A 15966-nucleotide genomic window follows, 5' to 3' on the forward strand; every position below is an offset into this window, starting at 1 on the left:
AACTCGCTTCGTCATGTGCCAGCGACAAGCCTCGGTGAGAGGTCATCCGAGATGGAGGGCAGCGAGCGCCGACAACTGACAATGATCGCAATGAGGCGCCGGCCTGCCGTGGAAGCGAAGTTTTCCTAGCGATGGTGGCGGGCAACTGCGATCGATCGGCTTGGAGCTGCTCGAACCTTGTCCCGTCCCGCGGCTTTCGCCGCATACAACGCCTCGTCGCAATTCTTGAGAAGCCGCAGACAATCCGGCATGTCGTCGGTGATCAATGCCAATCCGACCGATATGGTCACGCGCCCCTTGGGGCTCGTCACATGCTCGATCTCCAGCTTTCGAACAGCATCAACCAGTCGCACCGCGATATCGTGCGCTATATCATCTGAACAATCTGACAAGATGATCGCGAATTCCTCGCCACCGTATCGGGCGACGAGGTCCAGATCGCTGCGACAGCCCGACTGCAGCAGACGCGCAACTTGTCGCAAAACGTCATCGCCTGCTGGATGGCCGTAAGTGTCATTGAACGACTTGAAATAGTCGACGTCGAACATCAGCAAAGAGAGGGGAATGCCGCTGATGCGCGAGGCCTCGAACGCCTTTTCGAGCTGACGATCAAAGATGCGACGGTTCGCAAGTTCGGTCAGCCCGTCGCGGCTGGCAAGCCGCTCGAGTTGCAGGACGGCTGCCTTTTTCTCGCTGATGTCAGCGTAAAGGGTGACCCAACCGCCATTTTCCAAGGCCCGGGTTGATTTCGACACCCAGCGCTCATCGCTCAGTTTCAGGTCCGATTGTTTCGCCGTTTGACTGCGCTCGACTTCTTCATCGACCCATGCCATTGGCGAGACATCTGGCGGTATCTGGATGTCGCCGCGCATGACACCGGCTGTCAGCAGTTCGGCGAGAGTGCGGCCCTCACAGGTCTTGGGGTCCACATAGGGAAAGAACTCGAGATATCGGCGGTTCCACATCAAAAGCCGTCCGTCGCGATCGAACAAAGCCAAGCCATCGGCCATCTCGGCCATCGCCGTCTCCAGAAGCATCTGCGTGGCGCTCAGTTCTGCCTGCAGCAGTTTGCGCGACGTGATGTCCGTCGTATGGCTGACGATCGCCTTAATCTGGCCTGCCTCATCGAGAAAAGGCGCCTTCACCGTGCTGAGCCAGACAGTCTGGCCATCGCGCTCGAACTGCTGCTCCAGTATCACCGGCTTAGGGTTCGCGATAAATTCCTGCTCCTGTTTCCAGAAAGCGGAAGCCTCTTCTTGCTTGTAGAAATCGAAATCGGTCTTGCCAACCAGGCTGGCGCTGTCTTGACCTCCCATGAGACGTGCAGTCGCCTCATTGGCGCTCAAGAAATGCCCGTCAAGATCCTTGACGTTGAGTGCATCTGGCAAGGCGCTCACGATCTGTTTGTGCAGCTCATTCAACTGCGCGTTTTCTCGGCGCATCTGATCGATGCGGATGAAAATGGCGGCAATCAGCGTCGCCAGGAAATTCAAGATGAGCAGAGTGAGATGGATATTTTCTGCCTCGAGATGCGCGCGAACATTGGCTGGCAAAATGAAGAGGACGAGAAGGGCGACCCCCGCGTTCAAGAGGCTGAACACCAGGACATCCGACGCCCTGTTTGAGATGTGCTTGACCCGATAATGCCCAAAGACGGCCACGCCGAACGCCAAGCCGATCCCGATTAGACCAAGGCCTGCACCAGCACCGCCTATCCATAGACGGGCGGCAGAAGCGGTCAGTGCGGCAACTGCTGCACCGATAGGGCCGGCAATCAAGCCGGCGACTGCCAGCGGGACAATGCGCAAGTCAAATCGAAAGCCGTCGACGAACTCGCCCGGCATGTTCATCAACAAAAAGGCGGCACCTCCAAACAGGATACCGCTGGCGGCCCTGTTAAGAAGGCTCAATTGACCGCGACAGCGATCCTGGATCAGGGAGGACAGTGTGAGCGTCAGGCTGATCACGCCCAGTTGGGCGAGGAATGCGACCAGCAGATTTTGAGCGACCATGCATGTCCTCTTCGTGACCAGACAGTGGTGGGGGTAACCGGAGAAAGATGTGCGCCGTCACGAGACCCATGCTTTCGCGTCGCCGAGCATTGATCCAACTGCGCCTTTAAGATGAGAATTGTCTAATTTCTCGTTAGTCGGGACACTTGTCCACCCGACAAAAATCTCGGACATTCCGACCCGACCCCTACAGTTCGCAACGAGATGACACAGGCTTCACGGCCGACCCCCTGCCTCGATAGATGACGGGAACCGTGAAGCTTCTGCGAACCCCACTTCGTCACGACGAAGATTCTGGGATGCTTAAGGCGAAAGGCGCTGTTAGGCAGCGCCTATCGCCGGTCTTGACTGACCGACAATCGCCGTCAGAACTCTTCCCAGCTGTCCGTCTTCGCTGCGGTCGACCCAAAGGCCCTGGAGACTGCACCCACCATACGGCGTGCCGGTGAAGCGACCGGCTGGTGGCTGACGGCAACCGCCACCGGAGATCCGGATGCTCGTGCAGTTCCCTGAAGAGCACTGCCGCCCAACTGGAACTGGCTGACCAGTTCACGCAGCCGGCCCGCCTCCTTGGCAAGCGTTGCTCCAGCAGCATTTGCCTCTTCGACCATGGCAGCATTCTGCTGCGTTACCTGATCCATCTGATTGACGGCGGTGTTCACCTCAGACAGTCCGACGGATTGCTCACGCGCCGATGTCGCGATCGCATCCATGTGCTCGTTGATCGTGATGACATAATTCTCGATTGTCTTCAGCGCCTCGCCGGTGTCACTGACAAGCTTGACACCCTTGTCGACCTCAATGGTGGAATTGCGGATCAGCTCCTTGATTTCCTTTGCCGCCTGGGCCGAACGCTGGGCAAGCTCTCGGACCTCCTGGGCGACGACCGCGAAACCCTTGCCCGCCTCACCAGCGCGCGCTGCCTCAACACCGGCATTGAGGGCCAGCAGGTTGGTCTGGAAGGCGATTTCGTCGATGACGCCAATGATATTGGAAATCTGGCTGGAGGACTGCTCGATCCGCCCCATGGCGTCGACTGCGTTTGCGACAACCGAGCCAGACTGCCGGGCGCTGACATTCGCCTGGGCTGCAATCGTGCGCGCTTCTTCAGCCCGCTTGGACGAGCTTGCAACATTGGTCGTGATCTGGTCGAGGGCAGCAGCTGTCTCCTCCAGAGATGCTGCCTGCTGCTCGGTGCGTTTCGACAGATCCTCGGCACTCTGGCTGACTTCGCGCGATCCGCCATCGATCGAACTCGTCGATTGGGACACGGCGGTCAGGGTCTGGCGCAACTGGTCGACAGCCAGATTGAAGTCCTTGCGCAGGCTTTCGAATTCCTCTGCGAAAGAGTGCTGCAACTGGTATGTCAGATTGCCGGCGGCCAGTTGCTTGAGACCGTCGGCAAGCCCCGTCGTGGCTTTAGCCATCGCCTCGGCTCGGATCCGCTCCTGCTCAGCCGTCAGGCGGCGTTGCTCTTCTGTCTGGCTGCGATGCGCAGCAGTTTCCTGTTCGAGCCTGCGATTTTCCAGGGCATTCCTGCGGAAGATCTCAACGGCTGCGGCCATGTCGCCGATTTCGTCAGCACGGCCAGCAAATGGAACGGCGGTATCCGCGTCTCCGGCAGCAAGGCCGTTCATCGAAACGGTAATGCTCTGGATCGGTTGAGCAATGCCCTTGATCGCAAGCCATATCGAGCCTGCAATCAGCAAGGCAATGGCACCGATCGCAACATAGGTGATCGCGATCGTCGCTGCATAGGCAGCATTGGCTTCGGCATAGGCTTCCACTGCCTCCGCATCGCTAATCTCAACCAGACGCATAATTGCGGCCTTGGCCTTATCGGCGATGGCGACCATGTCATTGCGAAGAACGGTGTTTGCGCCATTGAGGTCACCGGCAGAAGAAAGTGCGAGAACGCGCTCGCCAGCCTTCATGTATTGATCCACGGAGCTGCCGATGACCGCCACCAGTTCAGCTTCTTCCTTGGAGGGATCAAGAGAGTTGAACGTGTCGATATCGACTTTCAGCTTTGTCGCCGCTTTTTCGATCGATGCGGCAGCGGCAGCCTTCCCTTCGCTATCCGATCTCAAAATATGGCTGCGATAAGCGGTCCGCATCTCGCCAAGCTGGACCTCCATATCCTTCACCGACACCACAGTTGGTAGAGAGTCGGTGGCAATGATAGCCATCTCGCTGTTCAGCGCCGCAAGCCGGTTCACGGCAAATGTGGCAAATAGCGCGAATGCGGCACCCAGAAGAATGAGGATGCCGGCCAGTGCAGTCTTGATCTTGGGCCGTGTCATTGTAATCCCTTTTTGAACAATATGGTCCGTTCCAGGGTCAGACGCATTGGGGCATTTGCGCTGGCTCAGTCGGCTACGTAGAGTTGAATCAAATTGATTAGCATTGTGCAAATTAGTTTCACTTGAAACATATGGATGAAAAACTGTAATCGCCTGACTTTCGTCAAAACTGCAGTCCTGAGTTACGGCCACCAATGAGTGTCAAAGCCTTTCGCCAAAGGCGGTTCGTTCACCTTGGTCACCAGACAGTCAGCGTAGCTGAAACCGGTCCATTCAGGTGAGCAAACTGTCTTCAGCGATATGGAACATTTGATGGACATTCAGCGTCTCGCCTCCGGGAAATCGGAGACCTGACATGAATTGACTGACAGCGCTGGCCGGCAATTTTGACATTTTCGCCCACCTTGCTGCCTTAGCGTTTGCCTATGTGCTGGCTTTGCCGATTGCCTGGGACAGGGAACGGCACGAACGCAGCGCGGGGCTGAGAACCTTTCCACTGGTGGCGATCGCTGCTTGCGGCTTCATCCAGGCAACAGAGGGGATCACCCAGGGCAATGCAGAAGCCACAGCACGCATCGTGGAAGGGTTGATCAACGGAGTCGGCTTCATTGGCGGCGGCGCGATCCTGGTGGGCAAAGCCGGAACCAAGGGCACTGCAACGGCCGCAAGCCTATGGGCCACGGGCGCGATCGGCACGGCTGTCGGGCTTGGAGCCTATGATACGGCGATTGTTCTATCGATCGTGACATTTGCGACGTTGCGCATCATGACCAATTTCAAGGTCGAAGAGGCGCTCCTGCCTACAAAGGAGAAAAGTGGCGATTGATCTTAATGGGCGACCGCGCGAGGCGACCGTGCCCTAGAGACAGACGCTTTTACTGGGCGAACAAGGCGGCGCGATCCGCGCTTGCTTAATACCGACGCTTACAATTTTTCCCGGCTGCCGGCTGACATCCAAGCTGGCAGCACAGGACGTGGTCACAAGTGGAAGGGCGATGCGCCGGTTGGGAAGCGTCAAGATGGGGAATGACAACAGATGCGGATCTGCTTATAAACCTGGCGCAAGATAGCCCCAGAGTAATGCTGATCAATGATGGATGAAACTGCCCGCAAGCTGGATGCTCCCTTAAGTCCTGTGGACCTGGCTCTGCTGCAGCGCGTACTGACGGAAGTCTGTGATATTCGCGGACAAGCGGATGTGTCACCTGAGGCTGAACACAGTGCCAAGGTCATTATCAACCTTTACCAAAGCGGCATTCGCAACAGGCACCAGCTTGTCGCAATGATGACTGGACGCAAGTTCCCTTAAAACCATCATCACCAGAGATTATCCGACGGCACCAACTCCTGCCGTGGGTGTTTTCTCTCCGAAGTGCTTCGACCGATCGATGCAGGAGCCGTCAGAGAGCTTCAAAGGCATGTTTGAGAGACGGGCCGCCGTTTTTTGTTCGGTGCAACGCGAAACTCAGCTGATGGTGCCAAGTCTAGGCTCGCCCTATGATGGCCGCGACCTCTGCACATCGCCTCAGCCCAGATGCAATCGCAAAAAAGCACCGAACGGTTATAAATATCACGCCATCTTGTCTTTATAACCCATCGGTAATAAGTTTCACACAACCTGCGAATATCACCGAGCGATGCTAAAATGATCATCTTAACCGTCGACGATCTCCGTAAGTTGATTAGAAACGAGCGCAAGCGACGTGGCTTGACCCAGGCTCGCGCCGCCGGCCTCGTTGGTTATACTCAAAAATGGCTGTCGGATTTCGAGCGGGGCAAGGCCAATCCACCCGTCGACATGGCGTTGAACATAATAACCGTGCTGGGCATTCGTCTTGAAGCGACCGTAACGGTGGAGCCTGCCAGCCACGTTTTTGAGGAGGAGCCAAGTCTCTGATGCCAGCTTCCGTTCGACTCTATGGCTTACATGTGGGCACTTTGGATGTCGCCAGGGATGGTCGCCTATCATTCATTTACTCAACGGAATGGCTGGAGCGAAACGAACGCGATGCTAGGCATCATCCACTTTCACTAAGCCTGCCGTTTCGCGAAGCAAGATACTATCATGAAGATGCAGGGCCTTTTTTCGACGGCCTCCTGCCCGACAACAATAAGGTCCGAGAACAGCTTGCTCGACATCTTCACGTCGATGCCAGCGACGATTTCGCGCTCTTATACGAATTGGGAGCCGATTGCCCTGGCGCGATCACGATCCTTCCCCAAGTCGCGTCAGAGATTCCAGAAGATCGGATCCCACCCCAATTCCATCTCATGTCAGAAAGGGAACTGGCGGACTACATAAAGGACCTGCCAGGACGCCCACTCTTTGTCGACGCCGACGGGGAACTGCGGCTGTCGTTGGCAGGAATGCACCACAAAGCGGCAGTGCTGCAAGTTGGGACGTCATTGGCGGTTCCCAAAGGGAGGACACCAACCACCCACATCGTCAAGATCGATATTGAAGGCCTTCGGGACTCGCTCAAGGTCGAGCATTTCTGCCTTGAAGCCGCCCGCGTGCTGGGCCTCGACACAGTTCGATCCTATGTGAAGATGGCAGATGGAGTCCCGTTCCTGCTTATTGCACGATATGACCGTGCTGTCGGGGACCGCGACGGACATCGCTATATCCGCCGACTTCACCAAGAAGACTTCTGCCAGGCCATGCGTCGTTTCCCCCGCGAGAAATACGAGAAGGACGGCGGACCAGGTTGGGTGGAGTGTTTTGCCCTGTTGAACAGAACAGTTGATCCAGCAACATCACGAACAGAGTTGCTCAGACGAGCCATTTTCCAGTTTCTCATCGGAAATCCCGATGCACATGCGAAAAACTACTCCTTTGTATACAAAGGCGATGGAATACATCTCAGCAAGCTGTATGACGTCAACAATGCCGCAGCCTTTCGGTCTCACTACAAGGAGCAGCGCCCTCGATTGGCGATGTTGGTGGGCAAAGAACGTGATCCGACAAAGCTAACGCTGGCGCACTGGACGCAGTTTGCCCGAGATGTTGCCATCACTCCTGCGATCGTGCACGAGGAGCTTTCAAAGATGGCCAAGACCCTGCTACAAGAAGTGGCAACCGTGAGGTCGAGCCTGGCAAATACTCCAGCAGATTCCCCCCTGCTCGATTTGACTGTCGATGACATTTCGCAAAGGTGCACGGCCGTCATGAAGTGGTAGGGGAAACGCTCCCCGTCAATCCAGCTTGACTTTCCAGCAATGCCCCCCTTTCGGGATCGCCCATTCGATTGGGACCAGTGGGCACGCGAGCGTCGTGCCATGTCGTTGCCAACAGCGAGACCACAGGAGTTGTCATCGACATTGTTAGCCTTCGACCATCAAGCGACGGCTTCCGGAGCTTTCATCATCATCTCCAATTCAGCGGAGGACATTGGTTTTCCGATCAGGAAGCCCTGAAGCTGCTGACATCCGGCAGAGCGGAGCAGTTGTGCCTGCCGCGAGGTTTCCACGCCTTCGGCGGTCACCGGGATCTCAAGCGCGACGGCAAGCGCGATCGTTGCCTCCAGCACGCCGCTGCCCTGGCCCTCATCGTCAGAGGCCCAAACCAATGATCTGTCGATCTTCATGCGCTCGAAGCCGAACTGTCGGAGCGCTCCGATCGACGCGTAGCCACAGCCAAAATCATCAAGCGCAAACTTGACCCCGAGCTTGCGCAATGTGTCCATCGCCCGGCGCGACATCTCAGGGTTCGACATCAACACACTCTCGGTGATTTCGAGGGTCAGCCGCTTCGGATCGAACTTTTCTCGCTGCAACAGATCCGTAATCTGAGAGGGAAATGAGGGATTGCAGAGCTGGATCGGCGAGACGTTGACAGACAGGTCCAGCCCAGGCCAGACCTGAGCCGTCTTGACGGCCTGCTCAAGCATGTGCATGCCAAGTGCGTCGATTAGCCCGGCTCGCTCGGCCAGAGGGATAAAGACCTCCGGACTGACCGAACCGGCGGGGGTCTGCCATCGGGCCAGCGCCTCAACGCCACATATGCGCCCGCTGCTGGCAGAGACGAGTGGCTGGAAGACCGGTCGGATCGAGCCCGCGGAGATCGCAGCGCGTAATTGACCCTCCAGGCTCGACAGACGGTCGCGTTCCTCATCGAGCGCTTTGAAATACTCGACTGCGCGCCCTCGCCCGCTTTCCTTGGCCCGATAGAGCGACATGTCCGCGCGCCGAAGCAGTTCCAGCGGCTCAACGCCACGCTCGAAAAAGGCAAAACCTATACTCGCCCCGATCTCGATTGTGCGTCCTCCAATGTCGAAAGGTTTTGCCATTTCTGCGATGACATGTTCGCTAAACGCCATTGCGTTATCACCGTGATGGAGGACCGCAAATTCGTCTCCGCCCAGGCGTGCGACCGTGGCGCCCTGCGGGGAGATCGACAGGAGGCGTTTGGAGACCAGCATGATCAACTCGTCGCCCACGGCATGCCCCCAGGCATCATTGACCTGCTTGAAGCCATCTAGGTCCAGAAGCTGCAGGGATTGAGCCCCGTTTGGGGTTTTCGCGCAAACCTTCAGCACATCCAGGAGACCCGCACGATTGAGCAAGCCGCTGAGGCGATCATGCGTCGCGTTCCACTTCTCGCATGCAGCTATACGACGAAGCCGGGCGGCCTCGACGTTGCCTGCAACAAGGATGCCGATCAAGAAGAGGACAAACAACACAAGGCCGGCGGTCAGATAGGCGCTCACCTGGCGATAGACTTTCGTCCCCGGCATCTCTCTTGGCCACTGAAGGTGGGCGATCGCTTGACCCGCGATGTTCTTGATCGGGAACGCCAGCATGTCAGCAGCGGGTAAGGTGAGATCAAGCGACAGGTCGCGCAGCTGATATTCCTCAGCGACACGATCGACGACGTCCGGAGAAAGGATCTTGAAGAATGTCAGGATGTTGAAGGCTTCGGCCTCAACCGGATCCGCATAGGGTTGAAGGGCCAATGACCCGACGAGAAGCAGCGCGTCATCAACCCGTTGAAAGCTCAGGACCGGATCGGCCCCGACGCGATTGGCCTGCCGGATTTGCTCGCTGAATTCCGCTTTGAGTTTCAAGAAGGGGTCAAAGGGCACGCCCTCCCAGTGTGCCGAAATCACGGTCCCGTCTCGAGCCGTGACGATTGCGCCATCATAGAGCTCGTAATCCTCGCTGGTTTTGCCCCAGTTTTCAAAGGCCCAGTCGGCGGCGTCAGTCCCGTCCATTGCGACAAAAGCGTCGTCCCAGACGGCATTGTCTCTGACGGTGGCGGCGAGATTCTGGCCCATCGAGAGGACTGCGACTTCGGCCGCTTTTCGGGCTCGCACGTCATCCATCGCATCGGCGGAACGTTGCATTTCAAAGATGGCATGTGACACGAGCGCCGACAGGATGGCCGCGACGATCAGAAAGACCGCAGTGACCGTTCCGATCTGCCAATTGGAATTATAGACGCTGAAACGACGCAAGTATCGGTACATGACATGATCTCATTCTCTCGCGGTCACGCAGGACCTGCGGATGACATCATGTCTCGCTCAAAAAAACGCGCCGCATGCGCATCTAAGCAACCAGTAATTTTAGAATCCGAAAAGAAGCATGCTTAAAGGGCCGTTACCTGCGGCCGACAGCTCGCGGCACACCCGAAAACGCAACGATTGAAGGGCTTTGACACCCCAGTCGCCCCTTTGATTTGCTTGCCTCCCGCCCGCCGCTGAAAATCCAAACGAGGACCTGGGAGCACGGACGTCATGCAAGGTGGCTTTTTGCGTGTCCCGCGCGAATCCTAACGAGTGCTTAACCATGGCTGGCACTTACCCCATGAAAAACAGGGGGCATTGCGTTCCCTCGAAGGCTGCCACGGAGGAATCAATGACACGGAGTATTTCTGGGTATCTGAGGCATACGAAGGACGTGCGGTCTGTGAGGCAGATTTACGCAATCACGACGGCCATTGTCGATGACCCCCATTCATCGCCGCGCTCGAAAGAGCGAAGTGCTTCCTTGATCCGAAAACTCGAGCGGGTCTTGAGCCTCCCGATTGCCAGCGCTCCGTTCCTGGCGTCGATCTGGCGGGATTTTCGCACACTCTCTGACTTGCTGGAGTGCGAACAGGCAAGCATGGATCGCTCAACATCCGAGCAGAATGGCAAAACTTCAGCGCTGTCATCCCAATGCGCGGTCAATCGCGCTCCAGCCGGACTATCAGAGGAGCAGAACTGAAGACCGAATGCTCGCAGCACCCGGCTCAATTATCGCGTAACGCGCGTAAGGATCTGCTTAGGTCGAAGCCCGCTCAATCACTGCGCGTTGAAGATCGGGGCTCAGTGGCTGATCACGCTCCGCCTCAGCCAGACGGGTCAAGAGCGCATCGATCCGGCCGTCATTGGCGATGGGTTGATGTCGGGCGTGATGTTCAAATTTCCCGCGAACCGTTTCGCTGACGGTAACTCGTTTATACATCGCTAGACCGCAGGCCATATTCTCTTCCTTTAAGACGAGCTTCAAACAGCAGCAGAGCCTTCCTGTTCCGAAGAAAACTTTCCGAAAAATGGGAGCGCGCGCCATTTGATGTTCACTCCATTCGTCGAAGCGACAGCGTCTTGCGCTGTTGGGCGGCAGCGCCGTCAATCAGAACAATGGGTTGAACCTCAACATTCGAGTGGTTCCTCAGCGGCAGGCTCGTCGCCCTTTGATACCATCAGATGTATCGGCAACCAGCCATCTGTTAAATACCGGTCTGAGGTCGGAAGTGTTCACCCAGCGCCTTCTCTACTATCGAGAAAACGGATGTGTTCCCCACCCCTGTTGTGGCTTTTGACGTAAGCGTCCATAAGAAGGAGGACAGCTGTCCAGGTGTCATTCGCGGAGGAAAGAATGCAAGAGCCTCAGTCCCCGATAGCTACTGATCAAAGCTCAAAATCCGGTCTCGACGCGGTCCCCATCGGACTGTGCGTCCTGAGCGACGACCTTCGCTTTTTGCGCATCAATGAAACCATGGCCCAGTTCAATGGTTACACGCCAGCCGACCATCTTGGCCGCAGCCTGTCAGAGCTTGTCCCTGACATTGAACCCCAAGTGCGTCACCATATGAAGGAAGTCGTGGAGACTGGAAAAGCGATCGGCCCCTTCGAAGTTGCGGGTGAGACGGCGGCCGAGCCGGGAGCCTTGCGCATCTGGATGGAATATTGGTCTCCCGTCACCAATGAGCGTGGTGAAATTATTGGCGCAAGCATCGCCGCCATCGATGTGACCGAGCGCAAGCGGATCGAGAGGGAAAAAGACGAGGCGTTGAAACTGACCGAGCGCCGACTGAGGCAGCAGACGGCCATTGCCGAACTCGGACAGCTTGCCCTTCAGGACGTTGCCTTTCAATCGGTCCTGGACAAGGCAGTCGAGGCGGCCTCTGTTGCGCTTGAGGTGCCCCTCACCAAGATCCTTGCCTTCGAAGACGCAGCCGACAAACTCAAACTGGTTGCAGGTATCGGCTGGGAAGACGGCCTGGTCGGCGCGGCAAGCGTTGGCATCGACAAAGATTCCCAGGCTGGATATACCCTGATGGCAAATTCGCTTGTCATCGTCGACGATCTCCAGTCGGAGAAACGGTTTTCCGGACCCGCGCTTCTCAGGCAGCACGGTGTTGTCAGCGGTATGAGCATTCCGATCCCCGCGGCGGGGGACAGGCCCTATGGTGTGCTCGGTATTCACACGACCGAGCACCATGTGTTTGACCAGGGGGACAAGGATTTCTTGCGGTCACTGTCAGCAATCATTTCCAATGCCGTGTGCAAAGAGGCTGCAAAAACACAAAGCAAGCTTTTGATACGAGAAATGGCGCATCGCGCCGGCAATATGCTGCAACTGGTCAGTTCGATTGCTGCCCAAACCTTCCGGCATGCCTCCAGTCCGTCAGAAGCGCGAGAAGCGTTCAATCAGCGCCTGGCGTCTTTGGCACGTGCGAACCACGCCATCGCCCAGCAAGGCTGGGTCAATACGCGGTTTCAAAAACTGGTCGAAGAGACCCTGTCCCCGTTCAAGGACAAGATGCGCATCACCGGGCGAGACATTCGCCTGGCGCCAGAACTATGTTTCGACTTAGGGCTCGTGTTGAACGAGTTAGGAACGAACTCTGTCAAATATGGCAGTTTGGGCTCGGCTGATGGCTTCGTGGAACTGAGCTGGAGTATCGACGGCCCGTCTGATGCGCAGAACTTGACGGTGGTCTGGTTTGACCCTGTCTCGTCGATTGCCGCATCCCCAGCCGCATCATCGGGCGGATTCGGGACGAAACTGATCAGACAACTCGTCAGCAGCAAATGGCATGGTGCGATCGACACGCAGACTCAAGGCCATTACAAAATGACATTGACGCTTCCAATCACCATGAAGGCCGAGGATCTCTAGCGAGTGGCAGTCGCCGAACGTTCCAAACCCGTTGCTTGGCTTGGCATCGTCCCCTAGATCTTCTCGTCGGCCGGGGTGTCTCCTAGAGCCGACGCGTTCCGAAATCCGCAAGCTGACGCAGCCTCTGATGCCCTCATTGCGGCTGCGCGGCCAGCTCCCGCATGCCTGGAGGCATTTTTATCACCGCAGATGACGGCTGTTCAGCTAGGCTGGCAGCCAGGGAAGCTTTCGCACGGTTGAGACGACTTTTAATCGTGCCGATCGGGCATTTGCAGATTGCGGCTGCTTCCCAGTACCGCAGACCAAAGACGGTGACGGTGATCAGCACATCGCGATGATAGGGCGGCAGCTGGCGAATAAGGCTCATCGTGTCGGACCGAGCAGACATCGTGCTTGCGTGGGATACTGGCCCTTGTCGACCTATCAGCTCTGCGAGCACGGTCAGAAGTCCGAAAAGCAAATTCTCCTTCTGCAACGAAAGAGATCTGCGAGTGCGCGCCTCGACCAGACATTTGGCCACCAGTCGATCGCCAACCTCTCGATCTCCACACATCGCCTCAGCAAACAGGCGCAACTGCGGCAGGCACTCACTGACCGTTGAAGGGGGCTGCATATTGTTCGATCTCCGATACTCCCTGTGAATGCGGACCGCGACCTCAAGGTTCCCCAGTTGACCATAGGAACCGGCATCGACCTGTGGCAGTCGGCAACAGGTCACGACGCCTAAGAGCCGACCGAAAACCCTCCCGTCCGCGAAGCAGGTAAAACAGGGAATACAAAATCAGACCGAAAGTGCAGCATACCAGTCTGCGTAAGGCGTGTTCTTCACCAGGTGCCGGTTGAAATCCGGTGCTCCGTCATCCCACCAGACAGGCCCACGCTCTCCCAGTGCAATCTTGGCTGCATGAACTCTTCGGCGGGCCTCAGCCCCGCCAGGCGGGTTCCCAACGGATTTGGCCAGGTCTCGCCTTGCTGACATGAGCTCTTTCACCAGCACGTCGCGGCGTGACGACGAAAGGGCTGGATTGCTTTTGCGCCAAAGCCGGCCGCGCACCACGAAATATCGTCCGTCGGGGGTGTCGGGGTAGTCACTTCCTTTGGAGTGCTCGGTGGGGCGCGGCTTTATCACCATAGCTCATGACACCTCGATCCAGACGGGCGCGTGGTCGCTCGTCTTCGGCAGGGCTCGGACCCAGCGGTCAATGCCGGCGGTTTGCAGTCCTGCTGCAAGCGGTGGGCTGAGCAGAATGTGATCGATGCGCAGCCCAGCATCCCGTTCGAAGGCGTTTCGCCAGTACTTCCAGAAAGTGTAGACCGGCAGGTCGGGATAAATCTCTCGCACCGCATCGGTCCAGCCCTGTTTCAGCATAGCTGCATAGGCGCTTCTTACTTCTGGTCGGAAGAGGGCATCATCGCCCCAGCGCTCAGGGTTATAGACATCCAGGTCCGATGGCATGACATTGAAATCGCCAATCAAGGCCACGGGTATATCGAGGTCCAGCAAAGCCTGCGCATGACGATCGAGGCGCTTGAACCATTCCAGCTTGTAGTCGAATTTCGGGCCGGGGGCCGGGTTGCCGTTCGGAAGATAAAGACAGCCGACAAGCACGCCGCTGACGGCGGCTTCGATGTAGCGGCTCTGGTCATCAGTCAGTCCGCCTGGAATGGCCCGACGCGTCTCAATCGGATCGGCATCACGCGCAAGGATCGCCACGCCATTCCAGCTTTTCTGCCCGGCCCAGACAGCGCCAAACCCGGCTTTCTCAATCGCTTTGCGTGGAAATTTGTCATTCGACGTTTTCAGTTCCTGCAGGCAAACGACATCCGGGGCGGCCTCCTCCAGCCATCTGAGGAGAATGTCAAGCCGCCCGTTGATGCCGTTGATATTATAGGTTGCGATCTTCACCGGGCTTCATGACTTGGTGCGATGATCACCGCGATCACCTTCGCCAGGCTTTGCATCGCTTTTCGCTTTCTGGCGCTTGTCCGCCGACAAGGATCGGCCGACATCAACGCTTTCTTTAAACTTGCCGTCCTCATCACGGCGCACGTAACGCTTGTCGGTGCCGGTATCGATCAGTTCACGCTTGCTCATGGAAAGCCTCCTTCTCACGTCTGTTCGCGTAAAGAACGCCTGGATGAAGGAAAAGATGCATAGGTTTGCAGCCTTGGTGCGTCACCGATCACAAAGGGGAAGGCGGCCTGCGCAACAAGGCAGCCTGGTGTCTCGGCTCGGTTTACCACTCCAGATGACCGCCAGGCGCTGGCAGCCTCTCCTTTCAGCTCCGCTCCCGGCAAGGACCGGACCGCTTGCGGACCATGTCCCATCCTCCATGGCGAACCCAGTGACGGACAAAGAAAAAGGGCGCTCAACCCTTTCGGGGAGCGCCCTCTCAACCCGGACAATCAGGCATGACAGACAGGCTGTGCAGCGCGCAATCGTCAAAACGGGTGATACCCTGTAAATGGTTGCCCGCCGCCTGATTTACAAGTCCAGTCATCGCTGCTCGACAGCCGCATCCTGCACCCTTTGAAGTTCAAAGAGATAGTGACGAGCGTCGCCTTTGATGGCCATCAGCCCGATCACGGTGTCCTTGTCCATCCTTCTGAAGTGGTCGGTAATTGGCAGCCGGTCATAGACCATTGCGGCACTCGAGACGCCTTCGAACGGCAGGCGCCTGACGGTTGCGATCGGGCCAAGTGCCCTTAAGGGCCGAAGAAGATGGGAGAAGAGGTTTGGCGCGAACCGCGTTTTGCCAAGAGAATGAAACCGCATAGCCAGCCTCAAGGGGATCGGGAACGGATCGATGGCCGTCAGGCGGCGCTTACCGGATCTGAACAGCAAGGCGTCTGCCCGCAGGTCTTCGGTGAACCGTTTTCCGAACCATCCGAGATTTTCCAGAATGCCGTCCAATGGATGTCCCGTCGGAATGCCGCGGCCCCTCCACAGACCCACGAGATCCTCGGGCTCGACCGGCGAGAGATCCCGAAACCTGTCAAAGCCTGTCTGCTCAAGCATGGAATGATTCCTCCTTGCCTTTGATATCGCTCGACACGCCCTTGCGTTTCCTCGCCATCGGGCGGGTAATACAGACGGTTTTGAACGAGATTCTCCAGGAGTTCTTCCAAGCCTTAAGGCGCATGCGCCACACGTGCCAGCGGCGTCCCGCCATGCGCCATCCAGACGGTGAACGTTAGACTTATTCCTTGGCCCTGGCCATTTCAGCGGCAAATAGTGATCGCGATCTGCTGCCGATCGG

Annotated in this window: 14 protein-coding genes; 5 read left to right on the top strand and 9 right to left on the bottom strand. The window is 57.2% G+C overall.

The genetic code is table 11. The annotated features are described in order from the left end of the window. Positions 1 to 125 precede the first annotated feature (125 nt). Complete coding sequence (locus D4A92_RS23485; RefSeq protein ID WP_203020363.1) at positions 126 to 2012, bottom strand: diguanylate cyclase; 1887 nt, start codon at positions 2010 to 2012, stop codon at positions 126 to 128. A gap of 365 nt (positions 2013 to 2377) precedes the next feature. Next, entirely contained in the window at positions 2378 to 4315 is a 1938-nt protein-coding gene (locus D4A92_RS23490) for a methyl-accepting chemotaxis protein (RefSeq protein ID WP_203020365.1), read from the bottom strand. Between the two features lie 364 nt (positions 4316 to 4679). On the opposite strand from D4A92_RS23490, the gene D4A92_RS23495 reads away from it, so the two are divergent. The 4 genes from D4A92_RS23495 to D4A92_RS23510 all read left to right on the top strand — a co-directional run bounded on the left by D4A92_RS23495 (position 4680) and on the right by D4A92_RS23510 (position 7495). Then, on the top strand, positions 4680 to 5141 hold the full coding sequence (locus tag D4A92_RS23495; RefSeq protein ID WP_203020935.1) for an MgtC/SapB family protein: 462 nt from the start codon (positions 4680 to 4682) through the stop codon (positions 5139 to 5141). Positions 5142 to 5405: 264 nt separating this feature from the next. After that, positions 5406 to 5624, top strand: a complete 219-nt coding sequence (locus tag D4A92_RS23500; protein ID WP_203020367.1) for a hypothetical protein — start codon at positions 5406 to 5408, stop codon at positions 5622 to 5624. 336 nt (positions 5625 to 5960) lie between these two features. Continuing rightward, positions 5961 to 6212, top strand: a complete 252-nt coding sequence (locus D4A92_RS23505) for a helix-turn-helix domain-containing protein (RefSeq protein WP_203020369.1) — start codon at positions 5961 to 5963, stop codon at positions 6210 to 6212. Next, positions 6212 to 7495, top strand: a complete 1284-nt coding sequence (locus D4A92_RS23510) for a type II toxin-antitoxin system HipA family toxin (RefSeq protein WP_203020371.1) — start codon at positions 6212 to 6214, stop codon at positions 7493 to 7495. The genes D4A92_RS23505 and D4A92_RS23510 overlap by 1 nt, the downstream gene beginning before the upstream one ends. Before the next feature lie 158 nt (positions 7496 to 7653). Here the strand turns inward: D4A92_RS23510 and D4A92_RS23515 are convergent, their stop codons facing one another. After that, positions 7654 to 9783: a putative bifunctional diguanylate cyclase/phosphodiesterase gene (locus D4A92_RS23515; RefSeq protein ID WP_203020373.1), complete on the bottom strand. Its 2130-nt coding sequence runs from the start codon at positions 9781 to 9783 to the stop codon at positions 7654 to 7656. Positions 9784 to 10582: 799 nt separating this feature from the next. After that, entirely contained in the window at positions 10583 to 10870 is a 288-nt protein-coding gene (locus D4A92_RS23520) for a hypothetical protein (protein ID WP_203020375.1), read from the bottom strand. Between the two features lie 309 nt (positions 10871 to 11179). Here D4A92_RS23520 and D4A92_RS23525 point away from each other — a divergent pair, with 309 nt between their 5' ends. After that, a complete protein-coding gene (locus tag D4A92_RS23525) occupies positions 11180 to 12706 on the top strand; it encodes a PAS domain-containing protein (protein ID WP_203020377.1) in 1527 nt (508 codons plus the stop codon). A 133-nt stretch (positions 12707 to 12839) separates the two neighbouring features. On the opposite strand, the gene D4A92_RS23530 is transcribed toward D4A92_RS23525, so the two are convergent. The 5 genes from D4A92_RS23530 to D4A92_RS23545 form a co-directional block, all read right to left on the bottom strand. Beyond that, positions 12840 to 13319, bottom strand: a complete 480-nt coding sequence (locus tag D4A92_RS23530; RefSeq protein ID WP_203020378.1) for a sigma factor-like helix-turn-helix DNA-binding protein — start codon at positions 13317 to 13319, stop codon at positions 12840 to 12842. A gap of 168 nt (positions 13320 to 13487) precedes the next feature. After that, entirely contained in the window at positions 13488 to 13838 is a 351-nt protein-coding gene (locus D4A92_RS25150; RefSeq protein ID WP_246754138.1) for a hypothetical protein, read from the bottom strand. A gap of 3 nt (positions 13839 to 13841) precedes the next feature. After that, positions 13842 to 14612, bottom strand: a complete 771-nt coding sequence (xth, locus tag D4A92_RS23535; protein WP_203020381.1) for an exodeoxyribonuclease III — start codon at positions 14610 to 14612, stop codon at positions 13842 to 13844. Between the two features lie 6 nt (positions 14613 to 14618). After that, complete coding sequence (locus D4A92_RS23540; protein WP_203020383.1) at positions 14619 to 14801, bottom strand: hypothetical protein; 183 nt, start codon at positions 14799 to 14801, stop codon at positions 14619 to 14621. A gap of 402 nt (positions 14802 to 15203) precedes the next feature. After that, on the bottom strand, positions 15204 to 15725 hold the full coding sequence (locus tag D4A92_RS23545) for a DUF4334 domain-containing protein (RefSeq protein ID WP_203020385.1): 522 nt from the start codon (positions 15723 to 15725) through the stop codon (positions 15204 to 15206). Positions 15726 to 15966: the final 241 nt, after the last annotated feature.

The sequence above is a fragment of the Rhizobium rosettiformans genome (assembly GCF_016806065.1).
Lineage (GTDB): Bacteria > Pseudomonadota > Alphaproteobacteria > Rhizobiales > Rhizobiaceae > Allorhizobium.

Bases quoted from the DNA above. Each gene is read 5' to 3' on its own strand.
- D4A92_RS23485 (WP_203020363.1), bottom strand. From the start codon at position 2,012: ATGGTCGCTCAAAATCTGCTGGTCGCATTCCTCGCCCAACTGGGCGTG.
- D4A92_RS23490 (WP_203020365.1), bottom strand. From the start codon at position 4,315: ATGACACGGCCCAAGATCAAGACTGCACTGGCCGGCATCCTCATTCTT.
- D4A92_RS23500 (WP_203020367.1), top strand. From the start codon at position 5,406: ATGATGGATGAAACTGCCCGCAAGCTGGATGCTCCCTTAAGTCCTGTG.
- D4A92_RS23505 (WP_203020369.1), top strand. From the start codon at position 5,961: ATGATCATCTTAACCGTCGACGATCTCCGTAAGTTGATTAGAAACGAG.
- D4A92_RS23510 (WP_203020371.1), top strand. From the start codon at position 6,212: ATGCCAGCTTCCGTTCGACTCTATGGCTTACATGTGGGCACTTTGGAT.
- D4A92_RS23515 (WP_203020373.1), bottom strand. From the start codon at position 9,783: ATGTACCGATACTTGCGTCGTTTCAGCGTCTATAATTCCAATTGGCAG.
- D4A92_RS23520 (WP_203020375.1), bottom strand. From the start codon at position 10,870: ATGGCGCGCGCTCCCATTTTTCGGAAAGTTTTCTTCGGAACAGGAAGG.
- D4A92_RS23525 (WP_203020377.1), top strand. From the start codon at position 11,180: ATGCAAGAGCCTCAGTCCCCGATAGCTACTGATCAAAGCTCAAAATCC.
- D4A92_RS23530 (WP_203020378.1), bottom strand. From the start codon at position 13,319: ATGCAGCCCCCTTCAACGGTCAGTGAGTGCCTGCCGCAGTTGCGCCTG.
- D4A92_RS25150 (WP_246754138.1), bottom strand. From the start codon at position 13,838: ATGGTGATAAAGCCGCGCCCCACCGAGCACTCCAAAGGAAGTGACTAC.
- D4A92_RS23540 (WP_203020383.1), bottom strand. From the start codon at position 14,801: ATGAGCAAGCGTGAACTGATCGATACCGGCACCGACAAGCGTTACGTG.
- D4A92_RS23545 (WP_203020385.1), bottom strand. From the start codon at position 15,725: ATGCTTGAGCAGACAGGCTTTGACAGGTTTCGGGATCTCTCGCCGGTC.